The organism is Aerosakkonema sp. BLCC-F183 (assembly GCF_041929145.1).
Classification (GTDB): Bacteria; Cyanobacteriota; Cyanobacteriia; order Cyanobacteriales; family Aerosakkonemataceae; genus Aerosakkonema.
The window spans coordinates 25,530-47,652 of sequence record NZ_JBHFNU010000009.1 but is presented as its reverse complement, the minus strand read 5'-3'; the positions used below and the strand labels follow the sequence as shown (position 1 = coordinate 47,652).

Here is a 22,123-nt window from a genome sequence, read left to right as displayed (position 1 = left end):
ATCGGGGTGGCAGGCGAGACGCTTGCCCCACAAGCAAGGGTGGCAAGCCTGCCCCACAACAGAATAGTAAACAGACACAAATCAAAACTACCCATGCAAACTTCAGAAGTTCCCTTATCAATTCCAGCAGATTCAGCTACAAAAAATTTGAATGGTTTTGATGCCAAACATCCCCCCGATCCAAAACTAATCGATACCTGCGTTCACTGCGGATTTTGTCTTTCCACTTGTCCCAGTTATCGCGTAATTGGTAAAGAGATGGATTCGCCTAGAGGCCGGATTTATATGATGGATGCCATCAACGAAGGTGAAGCTGCCCTTGCTGAAGGTACAGTACAACATTTTGATAGTTGTTTGGGCTGTCTCGCCTGTGTAACCACTTGTCCGTCAGGCGTACAATATGACAAATTGATTGCCGCAACTCGTCCCCAAATCGAACGCAATTATCCGCGCAGTTTGCCAGACCAACTGTATAGAAAACTCATCTTTAACTTGTTTCCCTATCCGAATCGATTGCGAATTTTACTGGCACCTTTGCTAATCTATCAGAAATTGGGATTTCCCAAATTCTTTCGCGCTACAGGATTACTCAAGCAGATATCTCCGCGACTGGGGGCGATGGAATCTCTGTTGCCAGATGTAAAGTTGAAATCTTTTGTAGATACTCTACCAGAAGTTATTCCAGCCCAAGGAAAAAAACGCTATCGAGTGGGTGTAATTTTGGGTTGCGTGCAGCGACTATTCTTCACGAAAGTGAATGAAGCAACAGTGCGCGTTTTAACAGCAAATGGTTGCGAAGTTGTGATTCCCAAATCTCAAGGTTGTTGTGCGGCATTGCCGGAACACCAAGGGCAAAAAGAACAAGCCCAAGCACTCGCACGCCAAATGATTGATAGTTTTGAAGGCACTAATGTTGATTTCGTTATTATCAATGCGGCTGGTTGCGGTCATACTTTGAAAGAGTACGGTCATATATTAGAAGATGACCCGAAATATCGGGAAAAAGCGAAAGCATTTGCTGCCAAGGTAAAAGACGCCCAAGAGTTTTTAGCTGAAGTTGGTTTGACGGCGAAATTATCACCTTTGACTGATGGCGAATTGGTGATGGTTTATCAAGATGCCTGTCATTTGTTGCACGGACAAAAAATTAGCGTGCAACCGCGTCAGTTATTGCGCCAAATTCCAGGAGTGAAGTTGCGAGAACCAATTGATGCGGCTTTATGTTGCGGTAGTGCTGGCGTTTATAATATGCTGCAACCGGAAGTTGCGGAAGAATTGGGGCAGCAAAAAGTTACTAATTTGTTGAATACAGGGGCGCAGTTAATTGCTTCGGCTAATCCTGGTTGCAGTTTGCAAATTATTAAGCATTTGCAATTGCAAGGAAAGGATGTTCCGGTGGTGCATCCGATCGAATTGTTGGATTATTCGATTCGAGGTGTGAAAATAGAATTGTAGGTGTAGGGTGCGTTAACGCAGTGTAACGCACCACCTTGAAAAGCGAGGTAAAAAGTTTCTTAAAGCCAAAAATTAACTTAAGCTTTACTTTTTAGGCGATCGTTCTATCGATCGCTTATCCTAGAAATCAAATAATGCCAGGATCGGGTGCGTATGGGTCTTACGCGATCGCTTGTTAAATTAACCGTTGGTACAGTCAAATGCCTTGGAACATCACCCGCTTCCTCGACTACTGCACAGAACGCCTCATCCTGGCACACGGCATCGGCCAAAAAGAATTTAAGATTAAATATATTCTGGAGTAAACTATATGGAATTCGCTGTTTGCATTAATAACACAAATTACTCAGCTTCCTTAGAAGTTCGCAAAATTTATCAAGTTTTACCCGACCCTCAAACCAACAATCATCAAATGATTCGCGTCATTGATGAATCGGGAGAAGATTATTTATACCCTAGCAGTTACTTTATGCCGATTGAGTTATCTGAACCCCTCCAACAAGCACTTGCTTCCTGCTTCTAAAATAAACTCAGAAACCGAGTTTATGCTCCCGTTCATCGAGCCATTAAAATTGGTTTGCAATTGAGAGGTGTTGATGTATTGAGCGCTCAATAAAATGGTATAATTAGTGCAGTATATAAGATTATTTCAAGTCGTTCAAAGGAGAAAAAATATGAGATTTATCAGTCCCAAAGTCGATTATGCCTTTAAAAAAATCTTCGGTTCTTCCCAAAGCCAAGAAATCTTAATCAGCTTTCTCAATGCGATTATTTATGCAGGCGAGAAAGTCATTCAATCCTTAACCATTGTCAACCCCTATAACCCCGGTCAAGTCCTCAGCTTAAAAGAAACTTATTTAGATGTCAAAGCTGTTTTAGCTGATGGTTCAATTGTCCTCATCGAAATGCAAATAGCGCGAGTGAGTGCTTTCAGCAAAAGGATAATTTATAACCTGGGAAAAGCTTATACAAATCAACTAGGAATAGGCGAAAACTACCTCAGTCTTACCCCTGTAATTGGCGTGACAATCACCGATTTTATTCTGTTTAACGAAACTTCCGATGTCATCACTGAATTTGTCTTTCAAGAAAAAACGAAAAAATTTACCTATCCCGATCCCGAATTGCAGATGATATTTATAGAATTGCCGAAATTTAAGAAAAAATTGTCAGAGTTAACAAGTTTAAGCGAGCGGTGGATTTATTTTATTAAAGAAGCCGCTACCTTAGATGAAATTCCCCAAACTTTAGGAGAAGTCAGTGAAATCGAACTGGCCTTAAATATTGCCAATCAAGCGAACTTGACAGTAGAAGAATTAGAAGTAGTAGAACGTCGAGCGATGATGTTACAAGATGAAAAAGGACGGTTAACTTATGCCAGAGAAGAAGGCAGAGAAGAAGGTAGAAAAGAAGGCGAACAGCAGGGAAAATCGCAATTAATCATCCGTCAAATGAAAAAGCGTTTTGGAGAAATAACAGAGGCAATAAATAGCCAAATTGAAAGTTTATCTATTCAAAATTTGGAAAGTTTAGGAGAAGATTTCTTAGACTTTAACAGTCTGTCAGATTTGGAAAGATGGTTGGAAAGGCGTATTTAGGAAGTGTTAAGGGATGAGTAGGCAATCTGTCTTATTCATCCCCAGCTAAAGTGCGATCGCATTCCAAAACTTATCTTTGTTTATACTAATTTAGTGATAATATATTTGTATATCAACCAAGTGCTAAATTATGCTACAAACACCTACAAAACCTCTAACTTTGGCAGAATTTATCAAATTACCAGAAACCAAGCCAGCCAGCGAATACATTAACGGTCAAATTATCCAAAAACCCATGCCACAAGGAAAACACAGCAAGTTACAAGGAAAGTTAGTCACTCGTATTAATCAGATAGTAGAAGATAAGCAAATTGCCTTGGCATTTCCAGAATTGCGTTGTACATTTGGCGGACGTTCAATTGTCCCAGATGTGGCGGTATTAGCTTGGGAAAGGATACCTGTTGATGAGAATGGCGATGTGGCGAATGTTTTTGAGACTTATCCAGATTGGACAATTGAAATTTTATCTCCCGACCAAAATCAAACTAAAGTAACTGGAAATATTCTGCATTGTCTCAAATATGGTAGCAAATTAGGTTGGTTGCTCGATCCGGATCAAAAATCGGTGTTAGTTTATCCCGCAGGAAAGCAACCGGAGTTTTTGGAAAAAGCAGAAGATGTGCTACCCGTGCCAGATTTGTTAGCAGAATTACAGTTAACAGTGGGGGATTTGTTTGGATGGTTGAAGCTGGGATGATAAAAATGCGATGCAGAAGTTGTGTTAAAATGCAGTTAATATCATAGCAGCAGATTCAGTAAAAAGTTATTCGCGTTAAGGAAAAGTATGTTGGAAACTAATTTTGTTGAAAATCAAACCAAATTATCAGATGAATCCTACCAAGAATATTGGGATATCATTAATGAAGCTAGTTCTAAGTTTCCCTATCTCAAAGAAATCCTCATAAAGGCAATGAGAGAAACCATAGAGCTAATTGATAATGGTGTATACGTTGCCAATTCCGATGCAATTACTCCCATAGGTTGGGTTGCGGGAACTTTTGAGGAAGTGAGTAGTTACTGCAATGAAATTTCCTTGATGATTTTTGATAAACAACAAAAAGAGATTGAGGATAAGGATTTAGACTTTGATGAAATAGAGGATTTCTAATCGATGAACTGGGAAGACTTCTTGAGAGAAGGAAAGTCAGCAGAAGAAAAGGTGAGAAACGGTTTACTCAGAAGAGGTTTTAATGCCGGACAAGCGATAAAAACACAATTTAATACTGATGAAGACATCCCAATTTACGATAACTCCGGTCAAAAAATATTCTGGATATCTGTTAAAAGTGTTGGCAAAAATATTTTGACATTAGAGCAAGCGAGAAAATTCTACAAAAGAGGTTGGATGTGTGGAGAAGTCGAAAGCAAGCAGTGGGTTTATCCTCCTGCAATGATTATTTGGGTTAGTTCAAAGTTTCATTGGGGTGCAATTACTCCTAAACGTCTAAGTACTGAATGGTCAATTTTCCCACATAAACATGGCGTGGAAATTGATGACAGGAAAAGTCGCTTAACTGGGGAAACTCACTTTGTTTACCCTTCCTACCATGTTCCTGGTGAGTTTTTGCGGACTAAAGATGAAATTATCGCTTATATTCAGGATTTATGCGGGAGGTAATCGCACCCTACAAGAAAAGCCAGTTTCTTGTGGGGTGGGCATCTTGCCTGCCCCTATTTTCAGTTCAAAGGCAAGGAACCGATACATAAAATTTTGCTGGCCCATCGGAGGTGGCGCGAATTTTGCAAATCACGCCCATACGATCGCTACACACCCTAGCAAATTCTGCCGCCGTTTTCAGGTCGTCAAACCAAACTTCCGCAACGTAGCCGGAAAAAGAGCGATCGCTTATTCTCCAGTGGCATTCAACTGCCCCAGCCGCTTGTGCAAATTGACTGATGACTTCGTAAGGAAGCGCTTCTCTGCTCGCGTCTTGCATCTGAGATCGTCTTTTTTTACCATAAATCCGCCAAAAGTCCGGGCTAAAGCTCAGAACTGGTGTAAGCAGATTGTTGCATCGCTAGGCAAACGGCAGATCGATCGTGCTTTTCCCCGTGAAAGTAGCGATCGTCGCTCAAAGCTTGGGCTAAATTATATTCGGTAAACTGCGGGATCGCGCACACCATTCACAGATGAAACTAAAAGTCAACAGATCCATTCCTTTTTTTCTCTGCCTTACTCTTTTGGGTTTGGTATCCTGTCGCCCGCTAGAACAGACGCAGGCGTCAACTGCTTCACCAGAGGCAAATCAACAATCAAGCCAACAGTCAAGCGAACTATTTGCCGTCAGGCAGAATGGTAAGCTCGGCTATATCGACAAGACGGGGAAAATAGTCATCGCACCAAAATTTGATGAAGTTAGCGAATTTTCGGAAGGGCTAGCACGGGTAAAAGTTGGCGAACAGTACGGCTACATTGACCAGACCGGCAAAATCGTCGTTGAGCCCCAGTTCGATGATGCTGATGACTTCTCCGAAGGATTAGCAGCAGTTGAAGTTGACAAAAAGTTGGGTTTTATTGACAAAACGGGGAAAATGATCATCGCACCGCAGTTTGATGATGCCGATGAATTTTCCGAAGGACTCGCAGCTGTAATGATTCAAGACCAGTGGGGCTATATCGACAAAGCAGGAGAAACTGTCATCTCGCCTCAGTTTGACGATACGGAAAACTTCTCTCAAGGACTCGCAGGGGTAAAGCTGGGTGACAAGTGGGGCTACATCGACAAAACAGGGAAGTTTGTTTGGAATCCCACCAAATAATAGGGGCTAGGGGAAAGGGGGAGTCAAAAGTCAAAAGTCAAAAGTCAAAAGTCAAAAATTTCTTCCTCTTCCCTCTCCCTCTACCTTTTCCCTCTTCCCTCTTCCCTCTCCCTCCAAAAACCTCAACCAACAGGCGGATAGAGAAACATCCAACAATCTACCCAAAGATAACTTGGATAAAACAGCAACCTCAGTAAAGATCTAAAAGATTGCTGTCAATTAAACCTCTATTAATATAGATGGATATTTACATTCTCGATCTGCTTGTTATTGGCTTGCTCCTGCTCATCGTCACATTAGGATCGGGTTGGATTGCCAGATTACCCCTCTCTTTTGCCCTCATCTATCTAATCGTTGGTATTCTCCTTGGCCCCTACGGGATACATTTGATTAAACTGCGACCAGACGCCGAGTTTCTGGAAAGACTGACGGAATTTGTCGTGATCGTTTCTTTATTCAGTTGCGGACTGAAAATGAATCGCCGTCTCAATTTTTGGTCTTGGAGTTCCACAGTGCGGCTGATTGGTTTTTTAATGCCAATTTCAATTTTTGCCATTGCTGCTGTCGGTCATTGGTTCCTCAAAATAGAATGGGGGCCAGCAATTTTACTCGGAGCAATTCTTGCGCCAACAGATCCGGTATTGGCTTCAGAAGTGCAGCTATCTCATATAGAAGACAAAGATGAATTGCGTTTTGGTTTAACCTCGGAAGGCGGTTTGAACGATGCCCTAGCTTTTCCGTTTGTTTTTTTCGGTATCTATTGGTTGCAAAAAGGTAGCGACTGGCAAAGTTGGTTTAAGGAATGGGTCGCCGTTGATTTAATTTGGGCTGTTGCGGCTGGTATCGTCATGGGAATTGCGGTAACTAAGGCAGTTGTTTGGATTGATAAACAACTGCAAAAACACCGCCAAGTTGATGAATTAATGGAAGATTTCGTTGCCATCAGTATTATTTTGCTTACCTATTGCCTGACAGAAATTGTCAACGGTTATGGATTTTTGGCTGTTTTTGTGGCCGGAATTGTAGCCCAGCGCAGTTATCGCAATCCACAAAAGCGACTTTCTCAGTTAGAATTCATAGAGCGCATTGAAAAACTGATGGAAGTCGGCACAATTTTGCTACTGGGTTCCCTTTTGCGGCTACCGCAAATCCAGCAGTTTGGGGGACAAGGATTATTAGTAGCAGGATTGTTAATTTTTGTGATTCGACCGATCGGCGCTTGGATCTGTACAATAGGAGAAGGTTTGCTTTCCACAACCCGTTGGCTTTACGGTTGGTTTGGCATTCGCGGTGTCGGTTCCATCTATTATCTGTGCTATGCTTTCGGTAATGGGTTAAAAGATGAATTGGGCGAGCAAATTGCTTGGATTACCTATATTACGATTGTCATTTCCGTAGTTTTGCACGGCATTAGTGCCACACCACTAATGAACTGGTATGAGGATAATATTAAAAGCCGCCGTCAGAATGTTAAACCCATAGAAACGTCTGTTGACAAGTATTGATTAATTATGGAAGAGAACAAAATTAAAATAGATTCTCTCCAAGCTGAAGCATTATCGCTGTATGAAGCTGGATATTTGGCAGCAGCAGAAATAAAATACAAGGAAATCTTGGATTTGGATATTAATAATGCAGAAGCGTGGCGCGGTTTAGGAACAATATACTATGTGCAGGAGCAATATCAAGATGCGCTAGAAATGTTGTATAAATCCTTAAAACTCGATTCCTCAAACGCTATTGTATATTATAATTTAGGTTTAGTTAAAGAAAAAATAGGTTATCTTGCCAAAGCAGTTCGGTACTATGAGAAAGCGATCGCACTCAATCCCTACTACATTGAAGCGTATCATAACTTGGGCAAAGTTTTTTCGGAAATGGGCTTGCTCGAACAAGCAGAAACAACTTTTGTGCGGGCAATTGCTGTGCGGGATAACTACTATATTAATTATCTTAATTTAGCAAATATTTTAATGATGCGGCAGCAAATTAATGAAGCGATCGCATCTTATAAAACCGCACTCCAGTTAAACCCTGGCGATCCTTTAATTTTCCATAGTCTGGCGATTGCATTCCTAGCTAAAAATGAACCTGTACAAGCATACCTTTACTTTGGTTATGCAGCATATTATCAAGGACAATATCTAGAAGCGATTAGCAATTATCAAAACTTTCTCCAAATCGAAACGGGAGATGTTGAACTTTACATCAGTTTAGCTGACTGTTATCAACATTTGCATGAATACGCACAAGCGATCCAAACTTATCGAGAAAGTCTGCAACTATATCCCCAGGAAATAGAGCTTTACTTACGGTTGGCAATTATCCTGCAAGATTGCGGACAAACTCAAGCAGCGATCGAACTGATCGATGATGCCTTATTATTGTTTCCTGATGATATATCTCTCAAATTAGAACATCTGCGAATCTTCCCAATTATCTATAACGATATAGATGAAATTGCATTTTACCGAGAGCGATTTACACAAGGTTTGGCAAATCTTATCCAACCAACATTTCTAAATCATCCTGAAGCAAAAGAGAGCGCTTTGAAAGGTATAGGTTGGCGCACAAACTTTTATTTGCAATATCAAGGTTATAATGATTTAGAATTGCAAAAACAGTATGGGCAGTTTGTCCATAAAGTGATGGCAAAAAAATATCCTCAATGGCTAGGAAAACTGCCTCTATCGCCTCTAAATAGGGATGAAAAAATTCGCATTGGCTATATCTCTGATTGCTTTCATTGGCATACAGTTGGCATAGTATTTATGGGATGGCTGAAAAATTGCGATCGCCAGCATTTTGATATATCTTCTTACTATATTAATAGCATCACAGACGAATTAACTCAGCAATTCCAAATATACAGCGATCGCTTTCATCATATCCCGGATAATCTAGAAGCAATCAGCCAACAAATTATTGCCGATAAGTTACATATACTCGTGTTTCTAGATATTGGCATGACCCCACAAATGACGCAACTAGCAGCACTGCGTCTTGCACCAATACAATGTGCAGCATGGGGACATCCAGTCACTACAGGTTTGCCAACAATTGATTACTTTATCTCTAGCGATTTGATGGAACCTTCAAATGCAAAAGAGCATTATTCAGAAACACTAATTCGTTTACCTAATATTGGCATATCCTACCCCAAACCTATCATTCCGGAACTCAGCAAAAGTCGATCGGATTTTCATTTGCGATCGGATGCGGTAGTCTATTTATCTTGCCAATCTCTGTTTAAATATTTACCTCAATACGATTATATTTTTGGTGAAATAGCTCAACAAGTTCCGCAAGCGCAATTTGTCTTCGTCTCCCATTTAGCAGCACCAATCATAGAACAATTTCGGCAACGCTTACAGCGTGCTTTCGCAAAGTTTCACTTGGAAAGTGAAGAATATTGCGTAATTTTACCCCGACAAAATCAGCTAGACTACTGGAATCTGAACTTAGTTTCAGACATTTTTTTAGATACATTTGGATTCACGGGATTTCTGACAACGCTAGAAAGTATTGCTTGCAATTTACCAGTGGTAACTTGTCCGGGTGAATTTATGCGATCGCGTCAATCCTACGGCATTTTAAAAATGCTTGGCGTCACCGAAACAATCGCTAATAATGAAACAGAATATATCGAAATTGCTGTTAGGTTAAGTTTAGAGCGAGAGTGGAGATATAAAATCGTAGAGCAAATCAAACATTGCCAAAATTCTCTCTATGAAGACAAAACTTGCGTAGCCGTACTACAAGCATTTTATCATCGCATAATCCAAGGAAATTAGTTAGATAAAACTTAAGAGAGATAATTCCCCAACTTCCAATCCGAACATTTTTCCATCTTTTTCGTCTATCATACAAAAGAGGGAGGATTTTACATGGATAAGCGCAGTCAACAAAAATTCATTCTGGCACCTAAAATTGCTCTGCTATGCCTGACAGCGATATTACCATTGCTAGGCGACATACAGGCACAGTCTTCTACTAACCTAGAGATCGTCTCTCATATCGAAAAATTAAAAGATAACGATAAACTAGAGCGTTTAGAAGCTGTTAGAAAATTGCGGGAAATTGGTTCCCCAGCCATACCTGCGCTGACAGCAGCTTTGCAAGACGAGGAAACTCGAATTCGTGGGGGTGCTGCCTTTGCTTTGGGTGCAATAGGTGCAGAAGCGAAAACAGCAATTCCTCAACTGATTGCCATGTTAAAAGATCCCGACGATCGAGTTCGTTTAGATGCTGCTGTAGCATTGCGGAGAATTGGTTCCCCAGCTGTTCCTGCACTAGCTGAAGCATTGCAAGAAACCCATAAACAGATTCGCATAAATGCTACCTTTGCTTTAGCAGGAATCGGTGCAGAAGCGAAACCAACCATTCCCATTTTAATAAAAATGTTGAAAGATAATGATGAGGAAATTCGCTTAAATGCAGCCATAGCTTTGCGCGGAATCGGTTCGGCTGCAATACCCGATCTTACTAAAGCATTGCAAGATAAAAATGAGCAAGTTCGCAGAGGTGCAGCTATAGCTTTAGGAAAAATTAGTTTACCTAATATTCCTTCGATCGGTAAAGCATTACCTAGCGAAAATCAACCAATCAGCAATCCTACTAACGTGGCGGTTTGCGTACCTCCCCCTCCTCGTAATCCCCTTTCTACCAATCCTACCCAATCTCGCATCAATCCCTCTGCCATTCGTCCAACTCCCAGCCCAACTCTCAGTCCAACTGTTCGCCCAACTGTTAATCCAACTCCTGTTAAACCTACTCCTAATCCCTGTATTCCTCGTCCAACTCCTACCCCAACTCCATCACCAAAAAGTATTATCTGAAGAAACTGGGGAAACAGAGAGTCTGGCTGGCTGAGTGGGACAATTAATATTTTTCTCTTCCCCTCTTATCTCTTCTTTTTGACTTTTGAATGAGTGACTTTTGACTTGCTTACTCCCTATTATTACCTCCATTGTTATAGCTTTCTAACAACTTCGCCAGAGTAGCTGACAGTTGGGGCGAAAGTTCTAAAGGCAAAGCACCAGAACGAACGTGAAAATCTCGTTGAGGAAAAGGGATTTCAATATTGCGATCGCGCAAAATAGTATCAATCCGAAAATACAAATCGCTCTTCACGATCACCTGTTGGCGCGGTTCTTTAATCCAAACCAGCAACTCTAACTGTAAAGAATAATCCCCAAATCCCCTAAAAATCACATTAGGAGGTGGGTCGGATACCACATCGGGATAATCTTTTGTAGCATCAATCAACGCATCGCGCACCTTACTCAAATCGGAACCGTAGGCTACACCAATAGGCAATCTCAGCCGCGTGACAAAACCGCTGTGACTCCAGTTGACAACCTCGTTTTCCAAAAATCGAGAATTAGGCACAATTATGGAAACTCGATCGAGCGTGCGAATTTCCGTACTGCGGACGCTGATGCGTTCTACAGTTCCCATAAAATCGCCCACATTGACAAAATCACCAACTTGAATCGGACGCTCAAAAATAATCACCAAACCGCTGACAAATTCCTTAGCAATTCCCTGCAATCCCAAACCAATTCCTACACCCAAAACACCAGCAAAAATAGTGAGGGAACTGAGGTCTAATCCCCACAGTTGCAGCAGTACTACAGTACCGATGAAAATCAACCCGTAGAAGGCGATCGTGGCGATCGCTTCTTGAGCGCCTCGATTCATACCCGTCAAACCCAAGATGCGCGATCGCAGCACATTCTTGACGGTTCTAGTTACAATTAAAAGACCGTAAAACAGCGCAATCAGGATAATTACCTGAATAACCGAGTAAGATTTGTCTCCCAGCGGGATAATTGGCGCAGTCAGACTGTAAACAATCACATCAACTATTTTTTGGCTCCACACCCGCGTTTGGGGAAACTGGTTGGTAATGTAGAGTAGCGCACCCAACCACATCGCCGCACGCAGCAGCACAAGCGTAAACTTAAGGAATAAGTCAATACTTTGAGTTGGCGCAGCAGTTTCCGGAACCGTTTCCCGATGGGAAATCAATCGGCGCTGCAATTTCTGCCAAATTGAGCCTAAAACAGAATTAAAGCCGATCGCCACCAGCACACAGCCAGCCGAAATCAACAAAGCTTTGCGGATATACTCAGGACGCCTTTGTTCCTGTGCTAGCTTAATGGCAACATCAATGCGATCGCGCCACCGTTGAGCCTGTTCCTCCTTCGTCATCCCATCTACTGCATCTTTCTCGGTGACAGTCAGCAAATTCACCCCATTCACCCGAATCACAGGCAAATCTTTCACCTTTACCACCTGCACCTGCACCGTTTCGTCAGATTCCACCGCTCGATTGAGAATCCCATTGGCATAATCAGCTCGCGGTTGAGCGTCAAAACCCTCCAGCTGGCTGACTTTAAACAGCTGGCGTCCATCCAGCGCAATCGCCGCCGAGGGATTTGCTTGCGCCCAAACTGGGGTCAAGCTGAGGACGCAGCCCAAAATAAAGCTGAGGACAACGATAAAGTTTGCGCGTGGGTGGAAAATATTTTTAAGCCGCCCCACGAGCGTCCGGAGAGATTTATTTTTCATAAACCCAAGCAGATTCAGGCAAATCATTAGGATCGAAATTGTAGAGATGTTCACCACGGGAGCATAGCAAGTCATGGCATACGATTACGACCTTTTTGTGATAGGTGCGGGTTCCGGGGGGCTGGCGGCTTCCAAACGAGCGGCTTCCTACGGTGCTAAAGTAGCGATCGCAGAAGGGGATCTCGTCGGCGGCACCTGTGTAATTCGCGGCTGCGTTCCTAAAAAATTAATGGTATATGCCTCTAAGTTCTCGCATCTATACGAAGACGCAGTTGGCTACGGTTGGAGTAAAGTCGAACCCAGCTTTGATTGGCAAAAACTCGTTACCGCCGTCAATAATGAAGTCATGCGTCTGAATCAGCTGCATATTGACTTTTTGGCAAAAGCTGGCGTCGAGTTATTTCAAAGTCGCGCCACTTTGTTAGATCCTCATACTGTAGAAGTAAATGGACGCAAAATCACAGCCGACAAAATTTTAATTGCTGTCGGAGGCGAAGCTATCAAACCGGATTTACCTGGCGTGGAACATACGGTTACTTCTCGCGAGATGTTTCACCTTAAAGAACAACCCAAGCGTCTGCTAGTTATCGGTGCTGGCTATATCGCCGTAGAATTTGCCTGTATCATGCACGGATTGGGCTCTCAGGTAAGTGTGATGATCCGAGGCGATCGCATTTTAAAAGACTTCGATGAAGATATTAGCAGCAGCGTTCAAGATGGCATGAGCAAACACGGCATCAACTTTATTTGCAATAGCCTAGCCAAAAAATTTGAACAGACATCAGAAGGAATTAAAATTACCTATGCTGAAAAAGGCAAAGACACAGAATCCACTATAACGGCAGATGCGGTTTTATTTGCGATCGGTCGCGCACCCAATTTAGCCAGACTAGGTTTGGAAACAGCCGATGTTGCAACTGTCAACTGCGAAGATGAAGATTTGCCGAGATTGCACGGTTACAGCGTCAACTGCGCCATCCGAGTTGATGAGTACAGCCGCACCAGCCAACCCAATATTTTCGCTGTCGGCGATTGCACCAACCGCATCAATTTAACACCCGTTGCTATCGGTGAAGGTCGCGCTTTTGCCGATACCGAATTTGGCAACAATCCCCGCGTTTTCAGTCACCACGATGTCGCATCTGCCGTATTTTCTCAACCCGAAGCCGGCACAGTCGGATTGAGCGAAGCCGAAGCACGACAAAAATATGGCGACGCCGTAAAAATATATCGCGCTCGTTTCCGTCCCATGTTCCACAGTTTGACTGGCGCTGATGAAAAAGTTACGGTCAAGTTAGTTATTGATGGCAATACCGAGCGAGTATTGGGCGCTCATATGGTAGGAGAAAATGCCGCCGAAATTATTCAAGGCATCGCCATAGCCGTCAAAATGGGCGCTACCAAAAAAGACTTCGACGCTACAGTGGGAATTCATCCTTCTACCGCTGAGGAGTTTGTTACTTTGCGATAAATATCTGAAAAATCGGGTTTCTTTGTCAGAAACCCGGTTTCTGACAAGTGCAAGTCTAAGATTTCCGATTTAATCAATACTTGAGATGATTTGCTGCAATTCATCTAGAGTATTCGCCCTCTTGAGTCCCAGTTGAATTGTCTTCAATCGCTCCAAATCAGAAATTTGAGATATTTCCGGCATCAGCTGTACTCCCTCGCTACCGAATTTCATCTCTAAAATCAGTTCAATTGATGACAGTCGTTCTTGGCGTATTCCTTGTTGCAAAATTTCTTGATACCACGGAGACTCGCTTAACACTGCCATATCCCACCTCATGATTTGCTGAACTAAACGACTTTCCAATACAAAAGTAGCAAAAAAGGCCATGACCGTTTCAAACTGGCTCAATTGCTCATCGGCGCGTAAAACTTGCAAACCTCGCCTTATTGTAGACTCCGATGCACCACCCTTCAGTACGGGTAAAAACGGAATCAGAGGTGAAGATGATTATTTTTGTAGTTTAAAGCTAAAGCTGCGATCGCTCTTTTTTAACGCCACAAAAACCCCGACAGCTTAGAAATCTTGGGCTATACAATTCCTCCTCAGAATAGACTTATAAAAACCCGCATCGGCAGGTTTTGTTTGTCTAGTCGCAATTTCGATCGCTCCGATATTCTTAATGCTAATATTTAATTTTTCTAAATCTTTCAAACAGCAACACCCAAGCCATATTCTCTGAGGAATCTCCTCTCATTGTTTTTCAGCCTGGAGTTGCACTGAGATATAAAATCCAGTTCCCTATCTCCCTTGGCAATACATGAGGAAATATCAGACTTTTGGTTGGGTGTTACTGTTTTTCGATGAGACAGATGCTATATGAAACAGCGGCTTTTACCTCTTTATTACAAACGTTAACTTCGCTGTGGTATCTGTCGGAGAAGCTTGTTTGCTTCATGTTTTTAATTTAGCACGGTTTTTCAGAGAGACAAGCGAATGAAACCAAACTTTACTTTCTGTGAGGTAACTGCTATTTAGATCGCAAACATAAATATTGCCTCTGCTGTTAATTCTCTGGTGGGTCAGACGGAATTGACAAAAGTGGCGACTTCTGCACGTTCTTTGGTGGTGGCGGCGGGTATCCTATTGACGACCTTGGTTGTGGGTGCTTTGATGGGATGGATAGGTTTGCTTCGATCGCAAGGAGGGTTTGCGCCGGGGGAACCAGTTCATCTGACTCAGGAGCAGGCGGAGGCTTTGCGGTGGGCGATTAGCGCTGAGAGGAAGTTTGCTCGGAAGTTGATGAAGTGGAATTCGGATAGTCTAACTAATTTGGAATGTAAGAACGATGTCTTGCGTTTGGGGGTGACTTTGGAGGTGGCGGGGCGGCCAGCTACAGAAGGATTTTGCACTATATGGGTGGAATCTGTGGAAAAGCGTAAGTTTAGAGATTAAATAATTGTGGCACAATTAATAGTTAGGAAAGTTCAGATGGGTGTTCAGAGTTATTGAACAATTATCACTATCATCGTGATAACCTTTAGTAACTTTTTCGTGTAGAATTATTGACTTTTAGATCGCTAAGAGAGGGTTGTATGAACGATTTTTTAAGCGGTTTTCTACAGGGGGTTGGAAAGAAAATAGGAGAAAGAGTAGCTGGTGAGAAAAACCAAGACCCGCACGAAGATTGGGAAAATTATGGCTATCATACAATATATGGAATTACTCCAAAAATATTTACGTTGGGTGGACATTATTCAGACCGCTTTGTAAGGATTGGTGACGATATTTATTACATTGACTCAGGAGAGTTAAGAATAAGTATACGCACTCCTACTTATCGTACTTGTGTAAGTATTCCACCTGGGAAGTGGCACTCTGGAATAGTTCAGGAGATAGTAAATAACTTGCACTCATACGATAAAGAGTTCTTCTGTCGTGGTTATAGTTTTCCTGATTTCCTTAAAAAAAAAATTGAGAAACACTAGGGTGCTTAAAATTGTTACGATTAAAAACGTTGTAGTGCCAGCAAGTTCACTATCACTATAAGATAGGTTGAGGTACAAAACCAAAGAAAGGTTTATTTGCTGTTACAAACTAACACTTCGTTGCAGCGAACTTTAACTAAAACGCTCGGTGTGAAACGACAAAGTTGGGAAATCCAAAGTGTTAGTTCTTTGCCAGAGTAAGACACTCGAAACAAGCAATGGAATGAAACTTATAAAATCTATACCAACTTGTTGAGTGGTAACTAAACGAGTGTCGCGGTAAGCTTGAGGAGCGAACTGGATAAACCAATTGTTGTAGAAATCAACCGACTGGGCAATATCTGACTTCCACAAGTGTGGTTTATCCGCATTAACTGGCACTACTTTACCTCCAATCGCGTTACTCGTTTAAATAATTTAGAGAAACGGCGAAGGAGGACGCTTTTCCTGAGTATACCAGAGAGAGCGATGCTTGCAGAGATAGCGATGCACCCCCTAACAATAACAATCCACTTTTAGGGCAACTCACTAACATTTATGAAGTTTTAGCAGTCATACTCACTTTTTCTTTTTGCCATTTTTCCGCACTTTTTTTAACAGCTTCTATTTCCTCGAAATCTACCCGCATCACAGCCGTTATAAATTCCACGCCCAAAACTGTGCTAACTTCGAGGATTTCTACAAAACTAGCACATTGATAATCTGTGTCCTCATACTGCCTAACTCGCTGTTCATTAATTTCTAGTATCTGAGCTAATTCTTGCTGACTGATTTTGGCTGCTATCCTAGCTTTAATTAAAGCATCGGGTAGCTTATTTATGCTCTCAACTTTAATTTGAATCGGCTGGCTTTTCTCCCAATTAATAAGTCTTTCATATTCAGCAATTTCTGATTTTAATTCGTCAACTTGACTTTGATATGAGTCTCTATGAAGTTGCCAGCGCGTTTGGTCAGCTTTCAAGGTTTCATTATTATCTAATTCAGCTACAGACTGTTCAAATCGCCGTAACCAATCTAAGGAGTTCCGATATTGTTGCTCGTTTTTTATCATGGTTTCCACCTTTGTAACTCTATAGCAAGAATTCCTTTGCGCGTATTTGTTCTTGTATCAAATTGGAAAAAGTCTATGTAGGCTGTTCCCGAATCATTAGCTGGGTAATTAGATGGAAAAATTTCACCTTTATACTTGGTTTTTTGTTCGGCACGTCGCAGTGCGAAATTATATAAAGTAGGAGCAATGGATTTCAGGTAATCTATATCAACCCCATTATCTTCCCAACAAGCATCGAAGTCTCCAGGTTTTTCTTTACTGGTGACAAAACTACCGTCAATATAAATAGTTCTACAACCTGCCATTTTTAATTGGGTCATTGCCAGTTCTAAACCATTTATCATGCGCTGTCTGGTCAAATTCGTACCAAATCTATCTTTAAACTCCTCCCATTCGCAAAAATGAACTCCTGGTGGTAGATTGCCGTTTTCATCAAATTCTGGAATCACTTCCTCACACCCACACCACAAATTGATTATCCAGCTTTTTAGCGTATCACAATTATCCTTAATTCTGGCTTCTCCAAAAGCACTTTGGCAAGAGCAGGTTTAGGATACAACATCAAATAAACATTGGTAGCCTTCCCATTGAATGATTCAGGATAAATCGAAACGGTCTACCTCTACCAGTATCCTGACGACCCATATAGGTGCAGAGAAACGGAGAAGGAGGACACTTTTCCTGAGTATACCAGGGAGAGCGATGCTTGCAGAGGTAGCGATCGCCCACACCCTCTCTTACCCATTAATAGTCTCTGCTGCTTTACCTTTACCTTGAAGTCTAGCCAGACGTTGTTCTCGCAAACCAGTATCTACCATCGCAATTAATTCATCAAGCTGTAGTGTAACTAAGTCGATTTGTTGGTTAACTTCGCGCCACCTAGCAACACTTCGCGCTCTCGTCTGGGGGTCTGGTATTTGGGCTTGTTGATTCATGGCAGATTCCAGTTTTGTTTAGTTTCAGAAATGCTTGCCTCTACAGCACCGATTAATGCCTCAGTTTGCTGAATGGTTTGAGCCAATAAGTTCAGCATAGCATCAGGAGCGATCGGCTGGTATTCAGCTATTCCCAGCGCCAAGGTATGCAGACGCGAATAAGGCATTCTCAATCTCTCAACACTGCTTTGCATTTGATCTAATTCTGGTAAGGTTTCCTCATTCTCCCCAAATTGTTCAAATATGGCAAACTCAGTAGCTTTGGCTTCATCAATCAGTTCTACTAACCGTCGCTGCAAGTAAAAGATAGTTCCTAAAGTTTGGTCTGGTAATTTGGCCATTATGCCCCAGATATAGAGAAAAGAAGACAAGATCACATCATACCCAAGAAAGCTGCAACTACCAGAAGAAACGCGATCGCCTTTCTAACTTCATCACTACCCCACCGCTAACTCTGTAAACTTACGCATATAAGGCGAGCTGTATCCTAACACGATATCAGACTTAGGCACTCCAGCCGCAATTAACTCGTTAGCTATCCCCACCTCAGTTCCATCTCGCTGAATCCAAATTTTTCCGTCCCCGATCTCAATGTGAATAACACATCCAAACACTCGTCTTTCTCCACGCCACCCGACATGAAAGATCAGATAGCGATTGCGATCGACATCGAAAGCAATTTGAGTCTCCACTTCGCGATTGTCACTATCGCACTCAGAATGTTTCTCGACAATCGACTTATATAGCTTACGACAGTCTATTCCCCCAGTACCAATTCCGCTGATGCCAGGTGAAGCAGAACCAATCCTAAATTTACAACCTTTGCTCGATCGCGTTTACCAAAAAGGGCGTTATTACTTAGCAATTGATTACACCAAACCACCGCAACCGCCACTATCCGAACAAGATACCCAGTGGATGGAAGTGTTATTAAGAGAGCAAGCATAATAATAAACTTTCTTCAGCTTTTCTTACCATCTTCTAAACCCCATGTTGGCTGATAATCAAACAGCCATTTAAACTGTAAATCACCCAACCAAGTAGGCGTCAGCCAATAGATCGAATCTCGCAGAAAACAACCAAACGCTGAATCTGTTTGCCCTAAACTTCCTACCTGTCTGGAAGTAGTAAAAACCTGAGCGACTCGCTTACTTCTACTTGCCTCAAATTGCCGCAATAGCGCCGGAATATCTCCTCCTTTTTCTGCTCTAATCCTTAACAGTTTAACTAACTCAAAAGCATCTTCGATCGCCATACAACCGCCTTGACCTAAATTTGGTTGCACTGGATGGGCAGCATCTCCAATTAAAGTTACCCGACCCCGCCCCCATTGCATACCCAACGGTTCGCGATCGAAAATATCATCCCGATAAATCCCCTCTTCCTGCAATGTTTCGATAATAGCTGGTATTGGCTGAGCATAAGATGAAAAAATTGCTTGCATCGCCTTCTTAGCACCGCCCATCGCTCGATCGTTACCACCTCCTGGAGTGTTACTAAATCCATAAAAAGCCAACCGACCCCCACCTACATCAAAGTAGCCAAAACGATTACCGCGTCCCCAAAACTCTCCCCAACTGTAACGCTCATCCAAAGGCAAATTATTTTTGTAAAACCAACCCCGCCAGCAACACATTCCACTGTAAACTGGCGCTGCCATTTTTTCATTTCCGTTTAAACGCGCCCTTACTTGCGAGTAAAGTCCATCCGCGCCAATCAAAACATCGCCCCAAGCTTCTCTTCCATCTGCAAACGAAACGCGAATCCCATCTGATGTTTCGGAAAAATTAGTAAAAGCTGCCTGATTCTTAACAGTTCCTTCCGGTAACGCATTGTAGAGAATGCGTTGTAATTCTGGACGCAAAATGCAAATACCCAAATCTGCCAATTTCACAAATTCGGGCACATTAATATATAGAGGCTTTGCCTGTTTGCTGAAAAACCCACCTGAGAGAATCTTAGCTCCTTGTTGATATAACTGCTCTTGAATTTTTCCTTGCCACAGCAATTCGTAAACGCGCATCGCATTCCGTTGAATGAAAATGCCTCCAGGCCCAGATAACATAGAATCAAGGTCGCGCTTTTCGTAGAGTTCTACCTGCATTCCCGCGTCGAGAAAAGCACGCGCACAAGTTAGTCCCCCAATTCCACCACCGATGATAATTGCCTTTAACGCCATAGCTTTTTCCTTGGTTAGCGTATTTTACTGAGCGATCGCACTCGATCGTTATCCAAAATGCTCAAACTCCGCAATAGACCTCTCCAAAAATTCTTGTGGGGCAGGCATCCTGCCTGCCGAGAGAGATTCTTTGTTGGAGAGGTCTGATGTATTCTGGTGTATTACGCTGTCGCACTTCCCACCCTACTGAGTTAGCACTGACGATGAACCTTTCGCCGACTACCCCAGTCTAAACAAAACGAACAAAGCCATTGAGGGAGAACGAGAGGTGTATCTTGTCCCAGGGGTAAATGTGCAAGACAGCCAGCTGTCAGATTCCTACCTAGCCGAACAAAGCATACTAGGCGACCAGCAACGTTTTCGGCAACTATATCACCGCTATCATCAGAAAGTCAGGTCAACGCTGTATCAACTTTGTGGCCCTTCAACCCTCGACGACTTGGTGCAAGAAGTATTTTTACGAGCGTGGAAAGGATTGCCCCAACTGCGACAGACATCCCAATTTTCCACTTGGTTATATCGTATCTGTTGGAACGTAGCCTGCGACCAACGGCGGAAATATGCCCAGCAGCGCACTTTTGATTCCAAACTAAACACAAAAAGCTCAGACCAAGTACCCGCGCCCGACCTGATGCAGCTGCATTATCAAGATTTGGTACAGCGTGGATTAGCTCAACTCAGTTTAGAGCATCGCGCCGTCATAGTCCTGCACGATCTCGAAGAAGTCCCTCAAAAAGAAGTTGCTGAAATATTGGGTATTCCGGTAGGAACTGTCAAATCTCGCCTATTTAATGCCCGTGCTGCTATGCGGCAATTTCTCCAGCAACAAGGAGTTCAGCTATGAAAAAACTTCCCGCAGATGATGATAAAGAATTACTAGAATTCCTCAAATCTAACCGTCCGGATGTTCCCCCAGCAGCACCCGATTTAGAAGAACGGATTTGGCAAGAGTTGGATTCAGAACCTGCATTAAATTTAAACCGATTCTGTCAACATCACCCGGCCAAATGTAAGCGGTTGTGGTTAGTTACTCCTGCTATTGCTGCCGGAGTAATGTTGGTTTGGGCAAGCGATCCACTGCGATGGCGAAGTAATATCTTACCCTCTGCGTTTTCTTTCGGAATAAGAGACGATCGCACTTCAATAAACACTATTCCAAATAATAATGACGAAATTGTCAGCATCGAAATATTTTTACAAAATAACTGGAATGGTTTAGTCAGAACTATCCCGATGCAAAAAAATATCAAAAATATATCTGTGGAACGCTCGCAAGTCACCAATGCCAAATCTCAGAATAGCAGTAAAAAAAATCTTAATCAACCAGCAGGAAGATAATCTCATAATGTTGCCAATGTGCGCTTTTGGGGCAGCTTTAATATTGTGTAAATCCAGGTCAATTCATGAATTTGCTATACTAGATAATAGTATTTTGGCAAAGTCGCTGCCTAAGTCCTGATTTTGTCAACAATCTGTTTCCCAATGCCCAAATCCTCCTACATTTACCTACATGGCTTTGCTTCCAGTCCCCAATCTGCCAAAGCCATTGATTTACTCGATCGCTTCTCCTCCTTGCAAATACCCCTGAAAACACCCGATCTCAATCAAGGCGACTTTTCCCACCTCACTATGTCCCGACAACTGCATCAAGTCGCCGCCGAATTTCCACCCCCACCCACACCAGTAACTCTGATCGGTTCCAGTTTTGGCGGTTTGGCCTCTGCTTGGTTGGGACAGCAGCAGCTACAATGTCAAAAACTGGTACTCTTAGCCCCAGCTTTTCAATTTCTCTCTCATTGGTTGCCCAAATTAGGTGAAGAAACTTTACAGCGCTGGCAGACAGAAGGATACTTGTCCGTGTATCATTACGGAGAAAAGCGATCGCTCCCCCTCAGCTACCAATTTGTCCGAGACGCCAATCAGTATCGTGACGAACAATTGCAGCGCCCCATACCCACCCTCATACTGCACGGCATTTACGACGAAACCATCCCTATTCAAGCATCGCGAAACTTTGCCGCTTCTCGTCCTTGGGTCAAACTGATCGAACTCGACAGCGACCACTCCCTCGCAAACGTCCTCCCCGAAATTTGGCAAGAAATACAAGCATTTTGCCACCTGTGAACATAGA

At 42.6% G+C, this 22,123-nt stretch carries 28 protein-coding genes; 17 read left to right on the top strand and 11 right to left on the bottom strand.

Going from position 1 to position 22,123, the window contains the following annotated elements:
• Positions 1-93: 93 nt before the first annotated feature.
• The 6 genes from ACE1CD_RS01250 (at position 94) to ACE1CD_RS01225 (ending at position 4,671) form a co-directional block, all read left to right on the top strand.
• Complete coding sequence (locus ACE1CD_RS01250; RefSeq protein ID WP_374820962.1) at positions 94-1,455, top strand: (Fe-S)-binding protein; 1,362 nt, start codon at positions 94-96, stop codon at positions 1,453-1,455.
• 310 nt (positions 1,456-1,765) lie between these two features.
• Complete coding sequence (locus ACE1CD_RS01245; protein WP_374820959.1) at positions 1,766-1,978, top strand: hypothetical protein; 213 nt, start codon at positions 1,766-1,768, stop codon at positions 1,976-1,978.
• Positions 1,979-2,129: 151 nt separating this feature from the next.
• Positions 2,130-3,053 (top strand): Rpn family recombination-promoting nuclease/putative transposase, encoded by a 924-nt coding sequence (locus ACE1CD_RS01240; protein WP_374820956.1) that lies wholly within the window; start codon positions 2,130-2,132, stop codon positions 3,051-3,053.
• 130 nt (positions 3,054-3,183) lie between these two features.
• On the top strand, positions 3,184-3,750 hold the full coding sequence (locus tag ACE1CD_RS01235; protein ID WP_374820953.1) for a Uma2 family endonuclease: 567 nt from the start codon (positions 3,184-3,186) through the stop codon (positions 3,748-3,750).
• Positions 3,751-3,837: 87 nt separating this feature from the next.
• Entirely contained in the window at positions 3,838-4,161 is a 324-nt protein-coding gene (locus ACE1CD_RS01230) for a hypothetical protein (RefSeq protein WP_374801174.1), read from the top strand.
• A gap of 3 nt (positions 4,162-4,164) precedes the next feature.
• Positions 4,165-4,671, top strand: coding sequence for a hypothetical protein (locus ACE1CD_RS01225; protein WP_374801172.1), 507 nt, complete (start codon positions 4,165-4,167; stop codon positions 4,669-4,671).
• Positions 4,672-4,735: 64 nt separating this feature from the next.
• Here ACE1CD_RS01225 and ACE1CD_RS01220 read toward each other — a convergent pair whose 3' ends face one another.
• Complete coding sequence (locus ACE1CD_RS01220) at positions 4,736-4,990, bottom strand: hypothetical protein (RefSeq protein WP_374820950.1); 255 nt, start codon at positions 4,988-4,990, stop codon at positions 4,736-4,738.
• 43 nt (positions 4,991-5,033) lie between these two features.
• Complete coding sequence (locus ACE1CD_RS01215; RefSeq protein ID WP_374801168.1) at positions 5,034-5,177, bottom strand: hypothetical protein; 144 nt, start codon at positions 5,175-5,177, stop codon at positions 5,034-5,036.
• A gap of 6 nt (positions 5,178-5,183) precedes the next feature.
• On the opposite strand from ACE1CD_RS01215, the gene ACE1CD_RS01210 reads away from it, so the two are divergent.
• From ACE1CD_RS01210 to ACE1CD_RS01195, 4 genes are all read left to right on the top strand, one after another.
• A complete protein-coding gene (locus ACE1CD_RS01210; protein ID WP_374801166.1) occupies positions 5,184-5,813 on the top strand; it encodes a WG repeat-containing protein in 630 nt (209 codons plus the stop codon).
• A gap of 239 nt (positions 5,814-6,052) precedes the next feature.
• Complete coding sequence (locus ACE1CD_RS01205) at positions 6,053-7,318, top strand: cation:proton antiporter (RefSeq protein ID WP_374801164.1); 1,266 nt, start codon at positions 6,053-6,055, stop codon at positions 7,316-7,318.
• Positions 7,319-7,324: 6 nt separating this feature from the next.
• Positions 7,325-9,607, top strand: a complete 2,283-nt coding sequence (locus ACE1CD_RS01200) for a tetratricopeptide repeat protein (protein WP_374820946.1) — start codon at positions 7,325-7,327, stop codon at positions 9,605-9,607.
• A 93-nt stretch (positions 9,608-9,700) separates the two neighbouring features.
• Complete coding sequence (locus ACE1CD_RS01195; RefSeq protein WP_374801160.1) at positions 9,701-10,651, top strand: HEAT repeat domain-containing protein; 951 nt, start codon at positions 9,701-9,703, stop codon at positions 10,649-10,651.
• A gap of 109 nt (positions 10,652-10,760) precedes the next feature.
• Here ACE1CD_RS01195 and ACE1CD_RS01190 read toward each other — a convergent pair whose 3' ends face one another.
• On the bottom strand, positions 10,761-12,389 hold the full coding sequence (locus tag ACE1CD_RS01190) for a mechanosensitive ion channel family protein (protein WP_374820943.1): 1,629 nt from the start codon (positions 12,387-12,389) through the stop codon (positions 10,761-10,763).
• A 73-nt stretch (positions 12,390-12,462) separates the two neighbouring features.
• Between ACE1CD_RS01190 and gor the strand changes: the two genes are divergently transcribed.
• On the top strand, positions 12,463-13,860 hold the full coding sequence (gor, locus tag ACE1CD_RS01185) for a glutathione-disulfide reductase (protein ID WP_374820940.1): 1,398 nt from the start codon (positions 12,463-12,465) through the stop codon (positions 13,858-13,860).
• Positions 13,861-13,929: 69 nt separating this feature from the next.
• Here gor and ACE1CD_RS01180 read toward each other — a convergent pair whose 3' ends face one another.
• Positions 13,930-14,277, bottom strand: coding sequence for a hypothetical protein (locus ACE1CD_RS01180; protein WP_374801154.1), 348 nt, complete (start codon positions 14,275-14,277; stop codon positions 13,930-13,932).
• Between the two features lie 600 nt (positions 14,278-14,877).
• Between ACE1CD_RS01180 and ACE1CD_RS01175 the strand changes: the two genes are divergently transcribed.
• A complete protein-coding gene (locus tag ACE1CD_RS01175) occupies positions 14,878-15,294 on the top strand; it encodes a DUF6753 family protein (RefSeq protein WP_374820999.1) in 417 nt (138 codons plus the stop codon).
• A 140-nt stretch (positions 15,295-15,434) separates the two neighbouring features.
• Entirely contained in the window at positions 15,435-15,827 is a 393-nt protein-coding gene (locus ACE1CD_RS01170; RefSeq protein WP_374820937.1) for a hypothetical protein, read from the top strand.
• Positions 15,828-15,959: 132 nt separating this feature from the next.
• Here ACE1CD_RS01170 and ACE1CD_RS01165 read toward each other — a convergent pair whose 3' ends face one another.
• From ACE1CD_RS01165 to ACE1CD_RS01140, 6 genes are all read right to left on the bottom strand, one after another.
• A complete protein-coding gene (locus tag ACE1CD_RS01165) occupies positions 15,960-16,208 on the bottom strand; it encodes a hypothetical protein (protein ID WP_374820934.1) in 249 nt (82 codons plus the stop codon).
• 154 nt (positions 16,209-16,362) lie between these two features.
• Positions 16,363-16,878 carry a DNA-binding protein gene (locus ACE1CD_RS01160; RefSeq protein ID WP_374801150.1) on the bottom strand — a complete coding sequence of 172 codons (516 nt, stop codon included), beginning with the start codon at positions 16,876-16,878 and terminating at the stop codon, positions 16,363-16,365.
• Complete coding sequence (locus ACE1CD_RS01155) at positions 16,875-17,327, bottom strand: hypothetical protein (RefSeq protein WP_374801148.1); 453 nt, start codon at positions 17,325-17,327, stop codon at positions 16,875-16,877. Before ACE1CD_RS01155 ends, ACE1CD_RS01160 begins: the two co-directional genes overlap by 4 nt.
• A gap of 288 nt (positions 17,328-17,615) precedes the next feature.
• A complete protein-coding gene (locus ACE1CD_RS01150) occupies positions 17,616-17,813 on the bottom strand; it encodes a hypothetical protein (protein ID WP_374801146.1) in 198 nt (65 codons plus the stop codon).
• Positions 17,810-18,154 (bottom strand): hypothetical protein, encoded by a 345-nt coding sequence (locus tag ACE1CD_RS01145; RefSeq protein WP_374801144.1) that lies wholly within the window; start codon positions 18,152-18,154, stop codon positions 17,810-17,812. Before ACE1CD_RS01145 ends, ACE1CD_RS01150 begins: the two co-directional genes overlap by 4 nt.
• A gap of 96 nt (positions 18,155-18,250) precedes the next feature.
• Positions 18,251-18,574 (bottom strand): XisI protein, encoded by a 324-nt coding sequence (locus ACE1CD_RS01140; protein WP_374801285.1) that lies wholly within the window; start codon positions 18,572-18,574, stop codon positions 18,251-18,253.
• Between ACE1CD_RS01140 and ACE1CD_RS01135 the strand changes: the two genes are divergently transcribed.
• The gene (locus ACE1CD_RS01135; RefSeq protein WP_374801142.1) at positions 18,513-18,761 is read left to right on the top strand and encodes a DUF4058 family protein; all 249 of its coding nucleotides are present in this window, start codon (positions 18,513-18,515) and stop codon (positions 18,759-18,761) included. The two genes, ACE1CD_RS01140 and ACE1CD_RS01135, sit on opposite strands and share 62 nt — an antisense overlap.
• A 13-nt stretch (positions 18,762-18,774) precedes the next feature.
• Here the strand turns inward: ACE1CD_RS01135 and ACE1CD_RS01130 are convergent, their stop codons facing one another.
• Positions 18,775-19,992 carry an FAD-dependent monooxygenase gene (locus ACE1CD_RS01130; protein WP_374820931.1) on the bottom strand — a complete coding sequence of 406 codons (1,218 nt, stop codon included), beginning with the start codon at positions 19,990-19,992 and terminating at the stop codon, positions 18,775-18,777.
• A 268-nt stretch (positions 19,993-20,260) separates the two neighbouring features.
• Here ACE1CD_RS01130 and ACE1CD_RS01125 point away from each other — a divergent pair, with 268 nt between their 5' ends.
• The 3 genes from ACE1CD_RS01125 (at position 20,261) to ACE1CD_RS01115 (ending at position 22,116) form a co-directional block, all read left to right on the top strand.
• A complete protein-coding gene (locus ACE1CD_RS01125; RefSeq protein WP_374801138.1) occupies positions 20,261-20,836 on the top strand; it encodes a sigma-70 family RNA polymerase sigma factor in 576 nt (191 codons plus the stop codon).
• Positions 20,833-21,330 (top strand): hypothetical protein, encoded by a 498-nt coding sequence (locus tag ACE1CD_RS01120; protein WP_374820928.1) that lies wholly within the window; start codon positions 20,833-20,835, stop codon positions 21,328-21,330. Before ACE1CD_RS01125 ends, ACE1CD_RS01120 begins: the two co-directional genes overlap by 4 nt.
• Before the next feature lie 144 nt (positions 21,331-21,474).
• Positions 21,475-22,116 (top strand): YqiA/YcfP family alpha/beta fold hydrolase, encoded by a 642-nt coding sequence (locus ACE1CD_RS01115; RefSeq protein WP_374801134.1) that lies wholly within the window; start codon positions 21,475-21,477, stop codon positions 22,114-22,116.
• The last annotated feature ends 7 nt before the right edge of the window (positions 22,117-22,123 follow it).